This is a genomic window from Chromobacterium sp. W521 (assembly GCF_052805975.1).
Genome location: NZ_JBRBAF010000007.1, coordinates 1 through 17,813 on the forward strand (window position 1 = coordinate 1; position 17,813 = coordinate 17,813).

Below are 17,813 nucleotides of genomic sequence, written 5' to 3' on the forward strand. Positions count from 1 at the left end.
TGAAATATACGTTACCGGCTCTGCTCCGTCAACACCTATTTTGGAAAAAGATTGGGTTTTTAAGATATCAAAACGTAAGCCAATGATTTCAATAAGAATCATACCGATAGAATTTTACAAGAACTTTTGGGCAAGCAAGAAAACAAGGCTTTCCAGCTGGTTGTCGCCCGATGATAAGCTGCGGAAGCGGACGGATTTTCTCGGTTTTTTCTGAAAATCCCGCTTTCCGGCAAATTATTCGATGCAGACTTTATGCCTTAGGCATTAATTGTTAAGCTGAGCGCATCCCTTCGCTCAGGAAACGTCCATGCAGCAAACTTTGCGTCAAAGATTAGAGGGACTGCCCACGCCGTTTTACGCCTTGATGCTGAGTGATGTGTTGAGCGGGCTGGCGATGGGCGCCGGTTATGTCGCCATCAGTTGGTGGGTGGTGCAGTCCGGCGGTGCGCGCGATATGGCCTGGTTCGGTTCAATCACCGCTTTAGTGATGCTGCTGTCGCTGCCGCTGACCGCGCCATTGGGTGATCGCCTGCCTAAGAATCGCCTGATTGGCGGCGGCATGTTGCTGGCGATGCTAAGCGCGCTGCTGCTGGCCTTGATGGCCGCACTGGGCTGGTATCGCATCGGCTGGGTGATCGCGGTGGAGTCGCTGGCCATGCTGGCCTGGTCCATCGTGCTGCCGTCCATGCTCAGCATCGCCGCCGAGATGGTGCCGGCAGCCCGGCTGGGCGACGCGCTGTCCTTGCAGAAAAGCTCGCAGTCGGCGGGCAATCTGATCGGCCCGGTGCTGGGCGGCGGCTTGATGGCGGCGACCAGCCCCACCCTGACTCTGCTGGCCTACGCCTGTCTGCTGGTGGTGGCCGCAGCGGCCTCCTTATATGTGCGCGTGCCGCCGCGCGCCGCGGACGCCGTGCGCCAGCCTTGGCTGGAGGATATCCGCAGCGGCCTGTACGCGCGCTGGCGCATTCCGCTAGAACGCTATTGGACCTTGGCGGTCTTCGTCACTCTGGTGGCCTTCATGCCGCTGGTGACGACTCTGCTGCCGGTCAAGCTGCATGCGCTGGGCTTGTCCGCCGCCTGGCTGGGCGGTTGCGAGGCGGCGATCAGCGCCGGCATGCTGCTGGGCTCGCTCTGGTTCACCCATGTTTTGCTGCGCCGCTTCAGCCGCTACCAGGCGCGCGCCATAGGCATGGTGGTCTGCGGCGTATTGATGCTGGTGGTGGCGATCAGCGACAACCCTTGGGTGATTCTGACCTGTTTCGCGGTGATGGGGCTGATGTTCGCGCTGAACCAGCTGATAGGCCAAACTCACCGCACGCTGGCGGTGCCGGAGAATTACCGCGCGCGCTTTTCCGCCATCAATGTGATGCTGGTGAAAATAGGATCGATGCTGGGGCCGGCGCTGGCCGGCGCGCTGTTGCATGTGCTGCCGCTGGAGCGGGTGTACTTGATTTTCGCGCTGCTGCATTTGGCCACCGTGGCGCCCATGCTGCTATTGCCTGGCTTGAAGGCGTTTCTGGAGCTGGATCACGACGAGGTGAAGGATTGGTATTGGCGGCGCCATCCGGAAGCATTCCGCGATTTGGCAGCCGAGCCTCCCCCCGCCCAGCCGGCATGCGAGGCACGCTAACCCGGATGCGAGAACGGCGACCCAAGGCCGCCGTTTGCGTTTCTATATATAAGGAATGGATCAGAGCACGTAACGCGCCAGGTCTTCGCGCTCGGCCACTTGTTCCAGCTTGCTGTCGACATAGGCGGCGTCAATCTCGCAACGGCCGGCCTTGGCGTCGAAGGCCACTTCTTCCAGCAGCTTTTCCATCACCGTGTAGAGGCGGCGCGCGCCGATGTTCTCGGTTTTCTCGTTGACCTGCCAGGCGATCTCGGCCAGGCGCTGGATGCCACTGTCGACAAACTCCAGCTCCACGCCCTCGGTCGCCATCAGCGCCTGGTACTGGCGAGTCAGACAGGCATTGGTGCTGGTGAGAATGGCCTTGAAGTCGTCCACGGTCAGCGAGGACAACTCGACGCGGATGGGCAGACGGCCTTGCAGTTCCGGGATCAGGTCCGATGGTTTGGACAGCTGGAAGGCGCCCGAGGCAATGAACAGGATGTGGTCGGTCTTGACCATGCCGTACTTGGTGGACACGGTGGTGCCTTCCACCAGCGGCAGCAGGTCGCGCTGCACGCCGGCGCGCGAGACGTCGGCGCCGCCCTGGCCTTCGCTGCGGCTGGTGACCTTGTCGATCTCGTCCAGAAACACGATGCCGTTCTGCTCGACGTTCTTCAGCGCCTCGGCGCGCAGTTCCTCGTCATTGACCAGTTTGGCGGCTTCCTCGTCGATCAGTTGCTTGCGCGCTTCCGTCACCTTCATCTTGGCCGCCTGCTTCTTGCCTGAACCCAGGCCCTGGAACATGCCTTGCAGCTGGCTGGCGAAATCCTCCATTCCCGGCGGGGCCATCACGTTCATTTGCGCTGCCGGCGCGGCGATTTCGATTTCGATCTCTTTATCGTCCAACGCGCCTTCGCGCAGCATCTTGCGGAATTTCTGGCGGGTGGCGCCGTCTTCCGGCTTGGCTTCCGCTTCCGGTTCGCCGCCGAAGAATCCGGCTTGATGGCGCGGACGCGGCAACAGCACGTCCAGGATGCGGTCTTCGGCCGCGTCTTCCGCGCGCGGGCGGTTGCGTTTGATGGCGGCGTCGCGGGTCTCTTTGATCGCCACTTCCACCAGATCGCGAATAATGGTGTCCACATCGCGGCCGACATAGCCCACCTCGGTGAACTTGGTGGCTTCTATCTTGATGAAGGGCGCGCCGGACAGTTTAGCCAGACGGCGGGCGATCTCGGTCTTGCCCACGCCGGTGGGGCCTATCATCAAGATGTTCTTGGGGGTGATTTCGCTGCGCAGCGGCTCGGCCACCTGCTGACGGCGCCAGCGATTGCGCAGAGCCACCGCCACCGCGCGCTTGGCCGCGTTCTGGCCGATGATGTGTTGGTCCAGCTCGTGGACGATTTCCTGCGGGGTCATTTGCGTCATGACGTTCTCCAGCCGGAAGCGACGCTCCCGGCGATTTGATTCTTGAATGCGGCTTAGTTGGATTCGGATGCTTTGCCTTCCGGCTCTTCGGCTTCGTCCAACAGCTCGATCACATGGTTGTGGTTGGTGTAGATGCAGATGTCGCCGGCGATCTCCAGCGATTTCTTCACCACCACTTCCGGCGCCAGATCGGTGTTTTCAAACAGCGCGCGCGCGGCGGACTGAGCGTAGGCGCCGCCGGAACCGATGGCGGCGATGCCCTGTTCCGGCTCCAGCACGTCGCCGTTGCCGGTGATGATCAGAGTGCTGTTCTTGTCGGCGACGATCAGCATCGCCTCCAGCCGGCGCAGCATGCGGTCTGTGCGCCAATCCTTGGCCAGCTCCACCGCCGACACCAGCAAGTTTCCCTGATGCTTTTGCAGCTTGGCTTCAAAACGCTCAATCAGCGTGAAGGCGTCGGCGGTGCCGCCGGCAAAGCCCGCCAGCACCTTGCCGCCATGCAGCTTGCGCACTTTGCGCGCCGAGGCCTTGATCACGATATTGCCCAGAGTGACCTGGCCATCCCCGCCCAGCGCCACGCGATTGCCGCGGCGAATGGACACAATGGTGGTTCCGTCGAACTGTTGCATGTTTTGTATTCCAATAATGTCGCCACCGGCACTCCGCCGTGGCCAATGCTGCAAGATATGCAGGCAAAACCATGGATTGCAAGCACTGGAACGCTCCGACGCGCCGGCTGACGCGGCGCTTGGCAAAACCCTTTTCCCGTCATTTATTTACTTACGTCAATGACATTGAGGTATACGCGTTTTCCAGCTTGGATAATGAGAATAGTTTGTATTATCATCACCATCATGAACCAGCGAATTCTTCAATACTCGGCGCTCTCCAGCACCGTGGGCCTGCATGCCCTGGCCTTCGCGCTGATGGGCGGCGCAGTGGCGATGCAGGCGCCAATCACGCTGCCCCGCGTCGCCAGCATGGAAATGATCAGCCTGGCCGCGCCTAGCAAGGCCGCCGCGCCGGCTGCGCCCAAGCAACAGCCCAAGCCTGAGAAAAAGCCGACTCCGCAGGTCAAGCCCACTCCGACGCCGAAACCGACTCCGGTAAAACCCAAGGTGATGGCCACGCCCACTCCGGCCGCGCCCAGCGCCAAGGCCATCAGCGTGCCCACGGCCGCCCCGGCGGCGGAAAGCAAGCCCAGCCCGGCAGCCAGCTCCGCAGAGGGCGGCAGTTCCCGCGGCCAGTCCGCCGACGCCAAACCTTCGATCACCGAGCCGATGTACCGGGGCGGCTATCTGAACAACCCCAAGCCGGCCTACCCGGCGCTGTCCATCGAGGAAGGCGAAACCGGCACCGTGCAGTTGCGGGTGCACGTGTCCGCCCAAGGCCAGCCGCTGGAGGTGACGCTGTCCAACAGCAGCGGCTTCCCGCGGCTGGACCGCGCCGCCGTGGCGGCGGTGAAAAAGTGGACCTTCACCCCGGCCAAGCGCGGCAATGAAGCCATCGCCTACACCTTTATCGTTCCCGTTGAATTTTCTTTGAAGTCTGCAAAATCATGAATCTAATGACTGTATTCCATCAAGGGGACGCCGTGCTGGTCACGGTGTTCATGATCCTGGTTCTGATGTCTGTGCTGACCTGGTACCTGATCCTGGTCCGCGGCGTCAGCACCTGGCATATCCGCCGCGCCAACAAGCAGGCCGAAACCGCGCTGTGGGACGCCCCGGACTGGAAGCAGGCGGAAGCCCAGTTGCAGGATTCGCGCGCGCCGTTCGCCAACCTCACCCGTCAGGGCCTGGCCGCGCTGCGCCACTACCGCAGCCAGGCTGAGCGGCCGCTGGGCCAGAGCTGCGATCTGGACGAGTTCCTGACCCGCGCCATCCGCAAAGGCCTGGCCCAGGAAAACGGCAAGCAGGAAACCGGCATGACCGTGCTGGCCTCGGTGGGCTCCACCGCGCCCTTCATTGGCCTGTTCGGCACGGTATGGGGCATTTACCACGCGCTGGTGAACATCGGCGCCGCCGGCCAAGTCACCATCGCCGCGGTGGCCGGCCCGATCGGCGAAGCGCTGGTGGCCACCGCCGCCGGCCTGGCCGCCGCCATTCCCGCGGTGCTGGCCTACAACGCCCTGACCCGCATGCAGCGCATCATGGCGCAAGACATGGACTACTTCGCCCACGATCTGCACGCCCAGCTGCTGACTCAGTCCGGAGAGATCGATGGCGTTCGGTAGTTTCGACAAGGGCGCTTCCGCCCCGATGGCCGACATCAACACCACCCCGCTGGTGGATGTGATGCTGGTGCTGCTGGTGGTGTTCATCATCACCACCCCGTTGCTGACCAATACCGTCAAGCTGGATCTGCCGCAAGCCAGCGCCGCCGCGCAGCAGAGCCAGCCCAAGGAAATCCGCCTGGCCATAGACGCCGCCGGCGCGGTGTTCTGGAACGACGTCAAAGTGCCGGAAGGCGAGCTGGACGCGCGTTTCGCCGCCGCCGCCCGCGACAACCCGCAAGTGGAGCTGCACTTGTTCGCTGACAAGAGCGTGCGCTATGAAACCGTGGCCAAAACCCTGGCCAGCGCCCAGCAAGGGGGCATCAGCAAGATAGGCTTCGCCACCGAAGCGCCTTAACGACAGCCGTGCGAGCATGGCCGGCGCCTGCCGGCCGCTTGCCGCAGAGCCGTCACGCAAGCCCACGCCATTGGTTTGCGTGAGGACTCTGCCGGCCCCTGAGCCACAGTAGACGCGAGATCCGCGTCCCGTACCCGCCAGCGCGCAGCCGCTTATCCAGCCGCTATTTCGCGCCGGTACCTCATTCCTCTTCTTCTATTCCATGGACTGCCGCCGCGCAGACCAGGGAGGGTCTTTGTCCGCTCTTTGCCCGGACAAGGCCGGAGAGGCGCGCAGTAAGGCAAAGCAGAGCCGGCCTCAGCCGGCCGGCGATTATAACGACGACACGAAATGAGAACCCTGATGGAACATCGACCCACCCCAAGCCGCGGCAGCGGCATCGTCGCGCGCAAGCTGCCGGCGAAAATCGGCGCCGGCATGCTCGCCGCCGCCCTCTCCCCCGGTCTGGCTCTGGCCGCAGACGCCCCCACCAAGCTGGAAACCGTCCGCGTGGAAGGCGAAACGCCGGTACGCGGCAGCCTGAAGACCGAGTCCAGCGCCATCGGCAAGCTGAACCAGAAGCTGAAGGATATTCCGCAATCGGTCACGGTGGTCAGCAAGCAATTGCTGGAAGACCAGGCCGTTTCCAACTTGAAGGACGCACTGCGCAATGTGCCCGGCATCACTTTCGCCGCCGGCGAAGGCGGCCGCACCGGCGACCAAGTCGTGATCCGCGGCTTCTCCGCCTTCACCGACACCTATCTGGACGGCATGCGCGACATCGGCCAGTACAACCGCGACACCTTCAACCTGGAAAAAGTGGAAGTGTTGAAAGGCGCCAGCTCCATGCTGTTTGGCCGCGGCTCTACCGGCGGCGTGGTCAACCAAGCCAGCAAAACTCCGTTCGCCGGCTCCCTGGTGGCGGGTGAAATTGGCGTCGGCAGCAATCGCTTCACCCGTTCCACCTTCGACATCAACCAGGCTTTCAGCGACACCGCCGCAATGCGCGTCAACCTGATGGCCACCGACGACGGCAGCGACCGCGGCCCGGCGAAAAACCGACGCTTCGGCATCGCTCCCTCGCTGGCCTTCGGCCTGGGCGAGCCCACCACCTTGGTGCTGTCCTACTTCCATCAGAAGGAAGACAACGTTCCGGACTACGGCATTCCGTTCAACGCCAACACCCGGCAGCCCATCGACGTGCCGCGCGACCGCTTCTACGGCCTGAACAGCGACTTTGAAAAGACGCAAACCGACATCCTCACCGCCAAGCTCACTCACCGCTTCAGCGACGACCTGGTGCTGAGCAATCAATTGCGCTTCAACCGCTTCTGGCGCGATGTGTCGCCCACCGCGCCGCGCATCCCGGGCATCTCCCCCAGCAACCCGGTTCTGGACAGCTCCCGCATCAACCGCAGCAAACCCATGCGCGACGGCACCGACTGGTCGTGGAACAACCAGACCGACCTGATCAGCAAGTTCGAAACCGGCCGCGTCCGCCACACCTTGCTGACCGGCGTGGAGCTGAGCAAAGAGAAATCCGACACCAGCCGCTACGCTCTGCTCAACACTCCGCCCAGCACCACCGTGGGCGCACCGGACCCTGGCGTGCCCGTCGACCTCAGCCGCTACCGCAGCAGCAACACTCAGTTCGACGCCAGCAATATCGGCCTGTACGCGATGGACACGCTGGAGCTGACCCCGCAGTGGAAGGCCGTGGTGGGCGCCCGTTTCGACCGTTTCAGCGGCGACTACAAGATCCGCGCCGGCAACCGCGACGGCTCCGTCAACCAGGACCCCAGCCGCAGCTACGACGTCAGCCGCACCGACAATGTGTGGAGCTGGCGCAGCGGCCTGATCTGGCAGCCCAGCACCGCCCAGTCTTACTATCTGAGCTACGGCACCTCGTTCAACCCGTCGGGAGAAGCCTACGCGCTGGACAAGGCCACCGCCAAAGTGGACCCGGAAAAGAACCGCAACATTGAACTGGGCGCCAAGTGGGATCTGTTCGACGGCGACGCCAGCCTGCGCGCGGCGCTGTTCCGCATCGAGAAGACCAACGAACGAAATACGGATGCCAACGACCCCAATACCGTGCTGCTGTCAGGCAAACGCCATACCGATGGCGTGGAAGTGGAAGGCGCCGGGCGGCTGACCGAGCGTTGGGACGTCTTCGCCGGCCTCACCCTGATGAAGTCCCGCATCGACAAGGCCGCGCCGCCGGCCCTGGGCGCCGCCGGCACCGAAGGCAATATGCCGCGCTACACGCCCAAGATCACCGCCAACCTGTGGACCACCTACAAGTTCACGGAAGAAGTGATCGGCGGTTTCGGCCTGACCCATGTGGGCAAGCGTTACGCGCATGAAGCCAACACCAACTACCTGCCGGCCTACACCGTGGCCAACGCGATGCTGGCTTACGAGACCCGCAAGTACAAGGTGCAGCTGAATGTAAACAACCTGGCCAACAAGACTTACTTCGACGGCGGCTACCCGGCCCACGCCACGCTGGGTACTCCGCGCGAAGCGCAACTGACAGTCAGCTTCAAGTACTAAGGACCTGTTCATGATCTCGCAAGCAAGGACAAGACAAGGCGAAACCGGCCTAGAAAGCGGAATGCCCGGATGGGGCAGAAGCATTTCGAATGCCGGCGCTCATCGCACAATGTCCCTACCGATGCGCCGCAGATCGTAAACACGTTCCAAGCCAGTTCCGGCCCCCGGTTCGCCGGGGGCTTGGCCTTATACGGAGACACCATGTTATTGCACATCCCCGCGGTGCTGAGCGCCGAAGAACTGGCGCTGGGCCGCGAGCTGCTGGCCCGCGCCGACTGGGCCGACGGCCGCATCACCGCCGGCAAGCAGTCCGCTCAAGTCAAACGCAATCTGCAACTGCCGCAGCAGCTGCCGGAAGCCCAACAATTGCAGGCCATGGTGGAAGGCGCCTTGCAACGCAGCGGCCTGTTTTTCTCCGCCGCGCTGCCGGCCAAAATCTTCCCGCCGCTGTTCAACTGCTACCAAGCCGGCATGGATTTTGGCAACCATGTGGACAACGCCGTGCGCCGCCACCCTTTCGACGGCGGCTGGGTGCGCACCGACGTGTCCTGCACCCTTTTCTTCAGCCGCCCGGACGAATACGAAGGCGGCGAGCTGGTGATCGAGGACACCTATGGCAGCCACAGCGTCAAGCTGGACGCCGGCGACATGGTGCTCTACCCGTCCACCAGCTTGCACCGGGTGGAACCAGTCACCGCCGGCGCGCGGCTGGCCTCGTTCTTCTGGGTGCAAAGCATGATCAGCGACGACGGCAAGCGCCGGCTGCTGTTCGACATGGACGCGGCGATCTCCAGCTTGCGCCTGCAGTTGGGCGATAACGAAGCCCTGGTGGCACTGACCGCGAACTACCATAACCTGCTGCGGATGTGGGCCTCGCCGTGAGCGCCGGTTGACCATCCCCCGTCTTGTGCCGCTCGTATTCGCGGGATCGTGGGCAGGCTCGACAGCGACACAAAAAGCACACACATTCGCAAGCGCTAATATGCAAAGATGGAACGCTTGACCCCATCCGGCGGCGCGGACGCCGGATGCGCGTTTTCACCGCCCTCGCGCCGTATAATCATCACAGCAAGATCACACTTTTCGATTCCAATATGCGTACACTCACTCTCGGGCTGGCCGCCGGCCTCTACAGCAGCTTCAGCGCCGCCGCGCTGCAACCGGTCAGCGAAGCGCCGCTGGCGGTCAAAACCGCCGTCAGCTGCCAACACAACAAAGACAACAGCCTGGACTGCGTCACCAGCAAGCAATTCACCATCCTGCACCCCTCCGGCCGCGAACAACTGTCCCGCATCGACTTCACCTACCCGGCCGAAGACCGCATGCAAGTGGAACGGGCCGAAGTGATCCAGCCCAACGGCAAAGTGATCAAACTGGGCAAATCCCAGATAGAAACCCGTGCCGCGCCCAATCCGGACGCAGGCGTCAGCCGCGACATGCAAACCTGGATGGCCTTCCCGGAACTATCGGTGGGCAGCACCGTGTCCTACCGCATCAAAACCCACAGCGTGGCACAGCCCTTGGTGCGCCAGTTGCGCTACCAATTGGACCTGGGCCCGCAAAAAGCCCGCGAAGACAGCTTCAGCTTCGACCTCCAGTCCACTCGCCCGCTGATCTGGCGCGGCATGATGCTGGACGATTACGCGGTGGACGCCAGCGCGGACCGCAAGCGCGTCAAGGTATCGCTGCGCCGGCCGCGCTACCTCAACTACATCAACGAGTGGAACAACAGTGCGCTGCGCGAATGGCCGCAACTGGTGATCGCCACCTCGGACCAGCCGCAAGACCACTTCGGCGCCCATGCCCGCCGCTACAACGAAATCCTGGCCGCGCCGCTGCCGCCGGCCGCCGCCTCCGTGGTGGCCGCCAATCAGGGCAAGCCGGCCGCGGAGCAGACGGCCGCCTTCATGCAGCATATCAACCGCAACTACCGCTACCTCAACGACACCCGGCTGGCGGAACGCGGCCTGGTGCCGTTCACGCTGGCTGAAATTGAAAAACACGGCTACGGCGACTGCAAAGACCTTTCCACTCTGCTGACCGCCATGCTGCGCCGCGCCGGCATCGCCGCGGAACCAGCGCTGATCTACCGCGGCAAGTTCGCCCCGCCGCTGCTCCTGCCCGGCGTCGGCGCGCCCAACCACATGATCGTCCGCGCCAACATTGCCGGCCAGACCTGGTGGCTGGACCCCACCAACCCCTTCTTCCAGCCCGGCCGCATCATGTCGGACCTGCAAGACCGCTGGGCCTTCATCATCGGCAAGGACGGCGTGGTGAGCCAAACCCAGGTGCCGATGGAGCCGGCGCGCACCGATCTGAACATCAAGCGCGAAAACGCGCTGCAAGCCGACGGCAGCGCCAATGTCAGCACCGACATCGAACTGGCCAACTCCGCTCTGATCGACACCATTCTGCAAGACCGCTACCAAGGCGTCAGCGCCACCGACCAAAGCTTGTGCAACCGGCTGAGCAATCAGCCGGAAGACTGCAAGGTCCAGCGCGACAAAACCTCCTTCATGGTGCCGTCGGTCTACCCGCTGCGCATGAGCGTGCGCGACCCGCGCATGCTGGAGAAGATTTCCGGCCTGTTTCTCTACGACTCCCACTTCAAAAGCGTGTGGGACAGCTTCGACAACTACAAGCGCAACGGCAACCTGGCGGACGTTTACCTGGGCGACGCCAGCGCCATGCAATCCGATGTACTGCTCAAGGGCGCCAAAGCCATCCAGCCCGCCTTTGAATGCAAGGTGAATTCCCCCTGGTACGAAGTAAACGCCAAGCAACAGCAAACCCCGGCAGGCATCCGCGTCCAGTACCGGATCAGCAATAAGGTGCGCTGGCTCAGCCACGCGGAGATCAACAGTCCGGAGTTCGCCAAGCTGATAGAAGACGCCCGCGCTTGCGTGTCTCAGGTCCGCCAGATCGTCAAACTCTGAGAACCTGTTTACGATCTGCCGCGCGTCGGCGGGACTGTTAGACAAGGGCGTGAAATCGGCTTCGAAATGCTCATGTGCCACTTGACCATTCCGCTTTCTCAGCCGTTTTCGCCTTGTCTCGCCCCGGCTCGCGAGACTTTTAACAGGCTCTGAGGCCCGCCCCGGCCCACGCATGCAAGGACGCCACAGGCGTCCTTTTTTGTTTTCGTAAGAACTGAATTATTAAGAAGTAATTTAAGCAGACTCCTGTCAAGCATGGGCAGTACAAATAAATAAACGCTTGCCCCTACTGGGCCAGTGGCCGAAAATGAACATTTGAGGTTAGGCAATCGACAAATAAGAGAGAAACAGACCATGACGCACCCCGCCGCCGGCACGGCCAGCAAGGAAATCCGGCTCGCCCCTCATGAACTGATCATCACCAAGACCGACCCCACCGGCCACATCACTTACGCCAACCGCGTGTTCATGCGCATCGCCGGCTACGCCGAGCACGAGCTGCTGGGCAAGCCGCACAACCTGATCCGCCACCCCGACATGCCGCGCGGCGCCTACCGCCTGATGTGGAAAACCCTGCAACAAGGCCAGGAATTCTTCGCCGTGGTGAAAAACCACAGCAAAAACGGCGACTACTACTGGGTACTGGCCAACGTGACCCCGGACTACGACCTGCGCGGCCAGCTGCAAGGCTATTACTCCGTGCGCCGTCCGCCCAGCCAGGAAGCCATCGCCGCCATAGAGCCGGTCTACGCCCAGATGTGCCAGATAGAAGCCAGTCACAACAAAGCCACCGCGCCGGACGCCTCCGTGGCCTGGCTGCAGCAAGTGTTGGCGGACAAAGGCGTCAGCTACCAGGACTTCATCCTTTCCCTCAACGCCCAGGTGCTGCAAGCGCCGGGAGTCGCCGCATGAGCCAGCTCCAACACAAGCCGCCCTTCCTGCGCACCCAACTGGGCTGGTGCATCATAGGCTTCAATTTACTGGTCGCCTTCTCGCTGCTGGACGGCTATTTATTCCCGGAAATCGTCGGCCACGTCGTGGACGCCTTGCTGCTGGCCGCCTCCATCGCCCTATCCCTGCTGCTATGGCGCCACAGCGGCCGCATCTTCGGCCTGCTCAACACCCTGCACGAGCAACTGGGCTACGCCAGCTCCGGCGAACTGCACCACCGCGCCACCGGCACCCGCAATCTGGGCGAAGTGGGCAAGCTGGCCTGGCAGCTCAACGACTTCCTCGACCTGATCGAAACCTATTTCAAGGAAATCAACACCTGCTTCAAGGCCATCAGCGCCGGCGACTACAGCCGCCGCCCGCTGAGCCAAGGCCTGCCGGGCATCCTGGCCAGCTCGCTGGGCAGCGTCAACCGCGCCATCCAGACCATGGCAGACAACGACGGCTACATCCGCCGCAACCGCCTCTCCTCGCAGCTGGCCGCGCTCAACAACCCGCACCTGCGCAAGGACCTGGCCAGCAACCAGAGCGATCTGGAAGACATCAGCCAGGCCATGGCCGACGTGGCCGCAATTACTCAAGACACCGCGGACGGCGCGCGCGTCAGCCTGGAAACCGCCCAACAGTTGTCCGGCCACCTGGATACCATCGCCGACAGCGTCAGCAGCATGGACACCGCCAGCACCGCGCTGGCCCAGGAATGGCAGGGCATAGAAACCTCGCTGGCCGACATCTCCGCCATCGCAGACCAAACCAACCTGCTGGCGCTGAATGCCGCCATCGAAGCCGCCCGCGCCGGCGAAACCGGCCGCGGCTTCGCCGTGGTGGCCGACGAAGTGCGCAAGCTGGCCGAGCGCAGCAAGAGCACCGCCAACAATGTGCAGGACGTGCTTGAAAACTTGTCGCTGCGCATTGGCAATATGCAGACCCAGGCCAGTGCCGCCGGCAATGTGGCCAGCCAAGTCAAAGACTCGGTTGAAACCTTCCGTCAGCGCTTCAGCAGTCAGGTGGAGCAATCACAGCAAGTGATGGCCCAGGTGAGCCGCGTGCACGACAAATCCCAGCTCAGCCTGCAAAAAGTGGGGCATGTGATCTTCAAACAGACCGCCTACCACTCGATAGAGGAGGCCAAGCCGATGGAGCAGAGCAGCGAACTGCAAAGTTGGCTGCAGCAGCAAGGCCAGCAGTCCTTTGGCAAAACACGTTCCTGGAGCGAGCTGGCAGCCACCGAGCAGCAGGCCAGCCAGCACATCGGCGCCGCGCTGGCGGTGTTTGATCAGGAAGGCCCGCTGGACGAGCAGGAAATCGTCAACCGGATGCAGAAGCTGGAACAAGACAGCGGCCGCATCCTGCGCTACCTGGACAAACTAGGCGAGGAGAAACACGGCCAGTAAGCAGCGCTTCAATGCCGCCTCGCATCGGCGATAAGGCATTGGAGCATGGCCTGGCGTTCTAGCACTCAGAAATCAAGCGGGGCCGCTTTGGGCTGCCCCGCTTTTTTTGCGTGCGCCGACTCGTTTTGTATCCGCTGCGCGGATGATGATTTTGATTGCCGGGACAGCCCGAACAGGCCGCCGCTTAAGACCTCGGGCCAGCCACCCGACAGCAGGCCTGAAGGGACCTGGGGCACGTCGCATTCGTCGCTTATACTTGGTTCTCTTGAGATATCCACAGGAAAGAGCGGTGGCGCTAAGTTATCCACAAACATGACCGACTCTGCCAAATCACTTTTCTTTTTCAAAAAGACAACCTTGTGGAGCGCCCAAGTGTCCCCTCGGGGGCGCTCCGGGTTTCGCGTCCTAGGGGACGAGGGGGGATGGAAGGGGGAGGCCAGCTCCCTTCCCGTTCGCCGGGCGGAACCGGCCCTAAATCACCATTCGTGCGGCGGATTCAAACTCCCCTACACTAGGCAGCGCTTCATAGAAGATGCAAAAAGGGCGGAACCCCCAACCGAGGTTTCCGCCCTGCAACGTCATTAGCTCCAACAAACCCTTGGCGCTAAGAACCTGCTTACGATCTGCTGCGCGTTGGCAGGACTGTTAGACAAGGGCGTTGAAAACGTCTCATAAATGCTCATGTACTACTTGTGCATTCCGCTTTTTTAGCCGTTTTCGCCTTAGCTCGCGAGATCGTAAGCACGTTCTAAGACCCCGCGCCCTGCCGCGCCGGCTCCCCGGCAGTCTCCGCCCCGGCGGCCGCGCCGCCGGCCAAACGCCGCAAAGACCCAAAAGCCCCGCACATCGCCAAACTGGCCGCGGCGGCCACTGCGCCGAACCACCCCACCGCCGTCAACGGCGCCAAGGCTCGCGCCAGCGCGCCCAGGCCCAAAGCGCCCAAGCCATCGCCCACCACGTCCTGCGCGTTCCACAGGCTATTCACCCGTCCCAGCAAATGATCCGGCGTATTGCCCTGCACCAGCGTGAACTGCAACAAAGACGCGATGGAACCGAAATAACCCAGCAAAGCCAAGGCCAGCAGGCCGTAGGCCAGATGATGGACCAAGCCCAAGGACGCGATGCTCAGGGACGAGGCCAGCACGCAACTCAACATCACCGCGCCAGGACGGCTCAAACCGCCCACCCAGCCACTGGTGAACGCGCCTATCATCGCGCCCAGCGGCACCGCCGAATACATCAGGCCCACCTCGAAAGCGCCGCCGCCGTAGCCGTCCTCCGCCAAGGACGGATACAGCACCCGCACCGCGCTGAGCAGGGTTTGCAGCGTGCCCACCGCCACCACCGCGCCCACCACCTTGTTCTGCCACAGGAATTGGAAACCCTCCAGTAGGGAACGCAGCGGATGCGCCGGCTCCCCGCCCTGCGGCTTCAGGGATGGCAAACGCGTCAGCGGGATTAAGGTGGCCAGGGTGCCGACGCCGGCCAGCAGATAGTTCCAGTTCACCCCGGCGGCGGCGATGATCAGCCCCCCCAGCAGAGGAGACAGCACGCCGCCGATGCGCATGGTCAGCATGCTCAACGCGCCGGCGGCCGGCAGGTTTTCACGACCAACCAGCACCGGGATGGACGCCATCAGCGAGGTGATGCCGATGCCGCTGAAAAAGCCGTCCCAGGCCGACACCACGTAGAGCGCCAGCACCGAGGGATGGGTCATGAAGCCGTTGAGCGCCAGCGCCAGAAAGCCCAGGCCGCACAGCGAGCGGCCCAGCAGAATCAGCCGGCGGCGGTCCATGCGGTCCGCCAGCACGCCGCCGCACATCAGGCCGGCGAACATACCGATGCCGTCCAGCGCCATCGCCGCGCCCACTTGCAGGGTGGAGCCGGTGAGCTGATGGATTTGCACCGGCACGGCCACCATCAGAATGCCGAAGGCGAACACCGAGATCATGCGGGCGATGAAGATGGAGCGAAAATGTGGGTTGAGCCTGAGCAGGCTGAAATCGACGAAGATGGGCGACTTTTTCATGACAGGTTTTTTTGATCTCGACAGAGGTGGAGGCCGCGCGGCAAACGCCGACGCGGCCGGCAAGAGGGTGTGCAGTTATGGATGCCGCATGGTAACACCAGCTGTCTGTATTAGGAATCATTTGCATTTGAACGCATCCATCAGCCACCGTGGCTGACGCTGAGCGCCGGCCTGGGCCTGCAGGACACCAAGGTGGCTCAAAGCGACGCCACCAGGATCCTGGGCAATCCATTCAACCACGCGCCGTACCTAGTGACCCTGGGCTTCAAGCCACGACGGGATCACGACTGTTCCTCGGCGGCGGCCTGAACCGGGTGGGCCGTTACGACTCCGACACCACTAAGAGCCTGTTCAAAGTCTAGCGAGCAAGGACGAGACAAGGCGAAAACGAGCGTAGCCGCACCAGCGGCGACTCCACCGTGGCCAGCCTCAACGCCGGCCAAGAGCACGCCGCCTGGACGGTGCGCGGCAACAATCTGGGCGTGATCGCCGCTCCGCGCACTGTCGCGCCAAACCGTGGATTACCGCTTCGATTCCCGCTTGATTGCCCTTTAGCCCGCCTGCTCCGCTGCGGGCCTTTTTTCACCTGGCGCACGGGGCCGGCCCCGCAAGATCTTGCGCCGGCGGCTCAAACCATGCGGCGCCCCAGGTCCCGCAGCACCTCGCGCGCCGCGTTGTGGCCGGGCGCGCCCGTGACGCCGCCGCCAGGATGGGCGCCGGCGCCGCAGGTGTACAAACCGGGAATGGGGCCGCGGTAGTCGGCGTGGCCCAGCATGGGCCGTGCCGAGAACAGCTGATCCAAGCCCAGAGCGCCGTGGAAGATGTCGCCGCCCACCAGGCCGAAGGTGCGCTCCAGGTCCAGCGGGCTCATGATCTGCCGCCCCAGCACCGCGGCCTTGAAATTGGGCGCGTAACGGGTGACGGTGTCAATCATCAGGTCCGCCACTTCCTCGCGATGGTCGTCCCAGCTGGCCCCATCCGGCAATTGCGGCGCCACGTGCTGGCAAAACAGGCTGGCCACATGCTGGCCCGGCGGAGCCAGCGACGGGTCCAGCGTCGACGGGATCAGCACTTCCACGATGGGCCGGCCGGACCAGCCGCGCTCGCGCGCGTCGTGATAAGCGCGCTCCATATAAGCCAGGCTGGGCGCGATGATGATGCCGCTGCCGTGATGTTCCGCCGGCGTCTTGCCCGGCAAGCAGCTGAAATCCGGCAGCTCGGACAGGGCCACATTCATGCGGAACGTGCCGGAGCCACAGCGCCAACTTTGCATCCGGCGCAGGAAGTCCGCCGGCAGCGCCGCCGGGTCCAGCAGCTGGGTGTAAAGCAGCCGCGGATTGAGATTGGACACCACCACCCGCGCGTCCAGCCGCTCGCCGCGCTCCGTCACCACGCCCACCGCCCGGCCCTTCTCCAGCAACACCTCCCGCACCGCGCTGTCGGTGAGGATCTCCGCGCCGCGCTCGCGCGCCGAACGGGCCATGGCCTGGGTGATGGCGCCCATGCCGCCCAGGGCGTGGCCCCAGGCGCCCTTGCGGCCATTCACTTCGCCGAACACATGGTGCAGCAATACATAGGCCGAGCCGGGCGCGTACGGGCTGGCGTAGTTGCCCACCACGCTGTCGAAACCGTAGGCCGCCTTGATTGGATCGCTGTCGAACCAGCCGTCCAGATAATCGCCGGCGGACTTGGTGAACAGGTCCAGCAACTCGCGCTGCTGCGCCAGTTCCAGCTTGCCCAGCCTACGCCCCAGCCGACCGGCCTTGAGCAGCTCCGGCAGCGCGCTCAGCCAGCCGCCCTCCACCGCGTTGGGCGGCGTTTGCAACACCAGCTCGCGCAGCAGTTCGGCGGCGGCGTCCAGATGCCGAGCGTAATCGTCCAGCCTGTCGGCGTCTCGGCGCGAGAAGCGCGCCACCTCGGCGGCGGTGCGGCCCGGCCCCACTTTCAGATAGCCGCCGTCGTCCAGCGGCAGGAAGTTGGACAAGGGCCGCTCCGCCACTTTCAGACCATGGCGCGCCAGCTCCATGTCGCGGCTCACCTTGGGATTGAGCAGCGACACCGTGTAGGCGGCCACCGAGTTGCGAAAACCGGGGTGAAACTCCTCGGTCACCGCCGCGCCGCCCACCACGCCGCGCCGTTCCAGCACGGTCACCTTCAGCCCGGCCCTCGCCAGGTAATGGGCGCACACCAGGCCGTTGTGGCCGCCGCCCACAATGATCGCATCTCGCATCGCTCCGCTCCTCGTCTCAGGGGAAGCCTCATTCTCGGGTCAAGTTCGGCAAATTGCAGCGCGCATAGAGA

Annotated in this window: 15 protein-coding genes; 10 read left to right on the forward strand and 5 right to left on the reverse strand. The window is 63.3% G+C overall.

The window, feature by feature from the left end:
• Both ACUXV1_RS12075 and ACUXV1_RS12080 read left to right on the forward strand, forming a co-directional pair.
• Window positions 1-214, forward strand: a 214-nt coding sequence (locus ACUXV1_RS12075; RefSeq protein ID WP_446015487.1) for a hypothetical protein, incomplete at its 5' end; no start/stop codon positions are given.
• Between the two features lie 93 nt (window positions 215-307).
• Window positions 308-1,630 (forward strand): MFS transporter, encoded by a 1,323-nt coding sequence (locus tag ACUXV1_RS12080; protein WP_446015488.1) that lies wholly within the window; start codon window positions 308-310, stop codon window positions 1,628-1,630.
• 60 nt (window positions 1,631-1,690) lie between these two features.
• On the opposite strand, the gene hslU is transcribed toward ACUXV1_RS12080, so the two are convergent.
• Together hslU and hslV are read right to left on the reverse strand one after the other, a co-directional pair.
• A complete protein-coding gene (gene hslU / locus ACUXV1_RS12085; protein ID WP_446015489.1) occupies window positions 1,691-3,034 on the reverse strand; it encodes an ATP-dependent protease ATPase subunit HslU in 1,344 nt (447 codons plus the stop codon).
• A 53-nt stretch (window positions 3,035-3,087) separates the two neighbouring features.
• Window positions 3,088-3,663: an ATP-dependent protease subunit HslV gene (gene hslV / locus ACUXV1_RS12090; protein WP_446015490.1), complete on the reverse strand. Its 576-nt coding sequence runs from the start codon at window positions 3,661-3,663 to the stop codon at window positions 3,088-3,090.
• A 225-nt stretch (window positions 3,664-3,888) separates the two neighbouring features.
• On the opposite strand from hslV, the gene ACUXV1_RS12095 reads away from it, so the two are divergent.
• From ACUXV1_RS12095 to ACUXV1_RS12130, 8 genes are all read left to right on the forward strand, one after another.
• Complete coding sequence (locus ACUXV1_RS12095) at window positions 3,889-4,596, forward strand: energy transducer TonB (RefSeq protein WP_019101954.1); 708 nt, start codon at window positions 3,889-3,891, stop codon at window positions 4,594-4,596.
• Window positions 4,593-5,270: a MotA/TolQ/ExbB proton channel family protein gene (locus tag ACUXV1_RS12100; RefSeq protein WP_043593313.1), complete on the forward strand. Its 678-nt coding sequence runs from the start codon at window positions 4,593-4,595 to the stop codon at window positions 5,268-5,270. The genes ACUXV1_RS12095 and ACUXV1_RS12100 overlap by 4 nt, the downstream gene beginning before the upstream one ends.
• The gene (locus ACUXV1_RS12105) at window positions 5,257-5,667 is read left to right on the forward strand and encodes an ExbD/TolR family protein (RefSeq protein ID WP_019101956.1); all 411 of its coding nucleotides are present in this window, start codon (window positions 5,257-5,259) and stop codon (window positions 5,665-5,667) included. Before ACUXV1_RS12100 ends, ACUXV1_RS12105 begins: the two co-directional genes overlap by 14 nt.
• Window positions 5,668-6,009: 342 nt before the next feature.
• Window positions 6,010-8,202 (forward strand): TonB-dependent receptor, encoded by a 2,193-nt coding sequence (locus ACUXV1_RS12110; protein WP_446015491.1) that lies wholly within the window; start codon window positions 6,010-6,012, stop codon window positions 8,200-8,202.
• 201 nt (window positions 8,203-8,403) lie between these two features.
• The gene (locus ACUXV1_RS12115; protein WP_194427271.1) at window positions 8,404-9,084 is read left to right on the forward strand and encodes a Fe2+-dependent dioxygenase; all 681 of its coding nucleotides are present in this window, start codon (window positions 8,404-8,406) and stop codon (window positions 9,082-9,084) included.
• A 212-nt stretch (window positions 9,085-9,296) separates the two neighbouring features.
• On the forward strand, window positions 9,297-11,138 hold the full coding sequence (locus ACUXV1_RS12120) for a DUF3857 domain-containing transglutaminase family protein (protein WP_446015492.1): 1,842 nt from the start codon (window positions 9,297-9,299) through the stop codon (window positions 11,136-11,138).
• Window positions 11,139-11,492: 354 nt separating this feature from the next.
• Window positions 11,493-12,050: a PAS domain-containing protein gene (locus ACUXV1_RS12125; RefSeq protein ID WP_446015493.1), complete on the forward strand. Its 558-nt coding sequence runs from the start codon at window positions 11,493-11,495 to the stop codon at window positions 12,048-12,050.
• Window positions 12,047-13,483: a methyl-accepting chemotaxis protein gene (locus ACUXV1_RS12130; protein WP_043641034.1), complete on the forward strand. Its 1,437-nt coding sequence runs from the start codon at window positions 12,047-12,049 to the stop codon at window positions 13,481-13,483. The genes ACUXV1_RS12125 and ACUXV1_RS12130 overlap by 4 nt, the downstream gene beginning before the upstream one ends.
• A 65-nt stretch (window positions 13,484-13,548) precedes the next feature.
• On the opposite strand, the gene ACUXV1_RS12135 is transcribed toward ACUXV1_RS12130, so the two are convergent.
• The 3 genes from ACUXV1_RS12135 to ACUXV1_RS12145 form a co-directional block, all read right to left on the reverse strand.
• Window positions 13,549-13,830 (reverse strand): hypothetical protein, encoded by a 282-nt coding sequence (locus tag ACUXV1_RS12135; protein WP_446015494.1) that lies wholly within the window; start codon window positions 13,828-13,830, stop codon window positions 13,549-13,551.
• A 401-nt stretch (window positions 13,831-14,231) separates the two neighbouring features.
• A complete protein-coding gene (entS, locus tag ACUXV1_RS12140) occupies window positions 14,232-15,512 on the reverse strand; it encodes an enterobactin transporter EntS (RefSeq protein WP_337883362.1) in 1,281 nt (426 codons plus the stop codon).
• 628 nt (window positions 15,513-16,140) lie between these two features.
• Window positions 16,141-17,742, reverse strand: a complete 1,602-nt coding sequence (locus ACUXV1_RS12145) for a phytoene desaturase family protein (RefSeq protein WP_194427276.1) — start codon at window positions 17,740-17,742, stop codon at window positions 16,141-16,143.
• Between the last annotated feature and the right edge of the window lie 71 nt (window positions 17,743-17,813).

Coding starts and splice junctions, on each gene's coding strand:
- ACUXV1_RS12095 (WP_019101954.1), top strand. CDS start 3,889: ATGAACCAGCGAATTCTTCAATACTCGGCGCTCTCCAGCACCGTGGGC.
- ACUXV1_RS12080 (WP_446015488.1), top strand. CDS start 308: ATGCAGCAAACTTTGCGTCAAAGATTAGAGGGACTGCCCACGCCGTTT.
- ACUXV1_RS12115 (WP_194427271.1), top strand. CDS start 8,404: ATGTTATTGCACATCCCCGCGGTGCTGAGCGCCGAAGAACTGGCGCTG.
- ACUXV1_RS12145 (WP_194427276.1), bottom strand. CDS start 17,742: ATGCGAGATGCGATCATTGTGGGCGGCGGCCACAACGGCCTGGTGTGC.
- ACUXV1_RS12110 (WP_446015491.1), top strand. CDS start 6,010: ATGGAACATCGACCCACCCCAAGCCGCGGCAGCGGCATCGTCGCGCGC.
- entS (WP_337883362.1), bottom strand. CDS start 15,512: ATGAAAAAGTCGCCCATCTTCGTCGATTTCAGCCTGCTCAGGCTCAAC.
- ACUXV1_RS12105 (WP_019101956.1), top strand. CDS start 5,257: ATGGCGTTCGGTAGTTTCGACAAGGGCGCTTCCGCCCCGATGGCCGAC.
- ACUXV1_RS12120 (WP_446015492.1), top strand. CDS start 9,297: ATGCGTACACTCACTCTCGGGCTGGCCGCCGGCCTCTACAGCAGCTTC.
- ACUXV1_RS12100 (WP_043593313.1), top strand. CDS start 4,593: ATGAATCTAATGACTGTATTCCATCAAGGGGACGCCGTGCTGGTCACG.
- ACUXV1_RS12125 (WP_446015493.1), top strand. CDS start 11,493: ATGACGCACCCCGCCGCCGGCACGGCCAGCAAGGAAATCCGGCTCGCC.
- hslU (WP_446015489.1), bottom strand. CDS start 3,034: ATGACGCAAATGACCCCGCAGGAAATCGTCCACGAGCTGGACCAACAC.
- ACUXV1_RS12130 (WP_043641034.1), top strand. CDS start 12,047: ATGAGCCAGCTCCAACACAAGCCGCCCTTCCTGCGCACCCAACTGGGC.
- hslV (WP_446015490.1), bottom strand. CDS start 3,663: ATGCAACAGTTCGACGGAACCACCATTGTGTCCATTCGCCGCGGCAAT.